Source organism: Kitasatospora sp. NPDC056446 (assembly GCF_042796115.1).
Classification (GTDB): Bacteria; Actinomycetota; Actinomycetes; order Streptomycetales; family Streptomycetaceae; genus Kitasatospora.
The window spans coordinates 293-1,264 of record NZ_JBHTRF010000233.1 but is presented as its reverse complement, the minus strand read 5'-3'; the positions used below and the strand labels follow the sequence as shown (position 1 = coordinate 1,264).

At 58.0% G+C, this 972-nt stretch carries 1 protein-coding gene; it reads right to left on the bottom strand.

Going from position 1 to position 972, the window contains the following annotated elements; genetic code table 11:
* Positions 1–163 precede the first annotated feature (163 nt).
* Positions 164–972: MrcB family domain-containing protein (locus ACFQ6N_RS40930; RefSeq protein ID WP_380659209.1), on the bottom strand; the 809-nt coding region annotated here is incomplete at its 5' end.

The window sequence follows — 972 nt, the reverse complement described above, 5'->3', positions numbered from 1 at the left end:
CCCGAACAGCCTGGCGCTGGATGCGAAGAACAACGTGTTGTTCGAGAGCATCAAGAACGGCGAGAAGGAAGACAAGGGCGCTGTCGAGAGCGTGGGGCGGGTTCAGTTGTAAGGCAGAAGGTACGGCCCCGTCCTAATGTGGCGGGGCCGTTCGGGCCCTCTTTCACTCGATGCGGTAGCGATAGGCCAGAGGTTGCAGGCGATCATTCGAGATCAGCCAGGGCTGTTGAACGTGGTCAGTGCCACCCGTTCCAATGGGCGTGTCGTTCTGTGTGTGTAGCTGAATGCCGTAAACAACGAACAGGGCGTTGTTGGGATGATGGTTCAGATGATGCTGAACCTCGTTCTTCGTAAGCACAATATCGCCCAGTCCACCGGTTGTGCCCTTAACCTCGACGTAGTGTGTTTGGCTGTCTTTGACGATCTTCAGGTCGTAAGGCGCGTGGCTACTGGTGTCCTCAACCGCATAGCCTTTGCCATGGAAGTAGCTCTTGGCCAGTGCCATCGCGCGTAGCTCTACCGCACGGCGTTCCGGTTGCGTAAGCCCAAAGCCTTGGCCTGTTCTCTCGCGACCTGAAGCGGCCTCCTCGATGGCCTCTACCACCGCAATGACGTCTGGTGAGGTCTGCCCGCTGCGCTTCTGTGCGGGTTCACCGCGATAGATGCTCTTCAGGCGCCGCGCCATCGAGAGCATGTCCGTCTGGAGCTGCTCGTCGGGCGGTACGTCCGCCTTCGGATAAAAGTACGAAACTACGGTGGTTCTCTCGTAAGCCCTTGCTAGGTCTCCGAAGCCAAGCGCTATGGACTGGTGGATGCGTGAATCGTTGGAAACGTCATTCGCCAGAATCTCACGTGCCCACTTTGTCAGACGCTGGGTTTCATCGGTAGGTCGCTCAATGAAGTCGCCATTCACGTTCTTGGTGGAGGCGTGCGAGAGCCCTAGGTAAACCCCAGAGCCGTCTTCCCGGAACC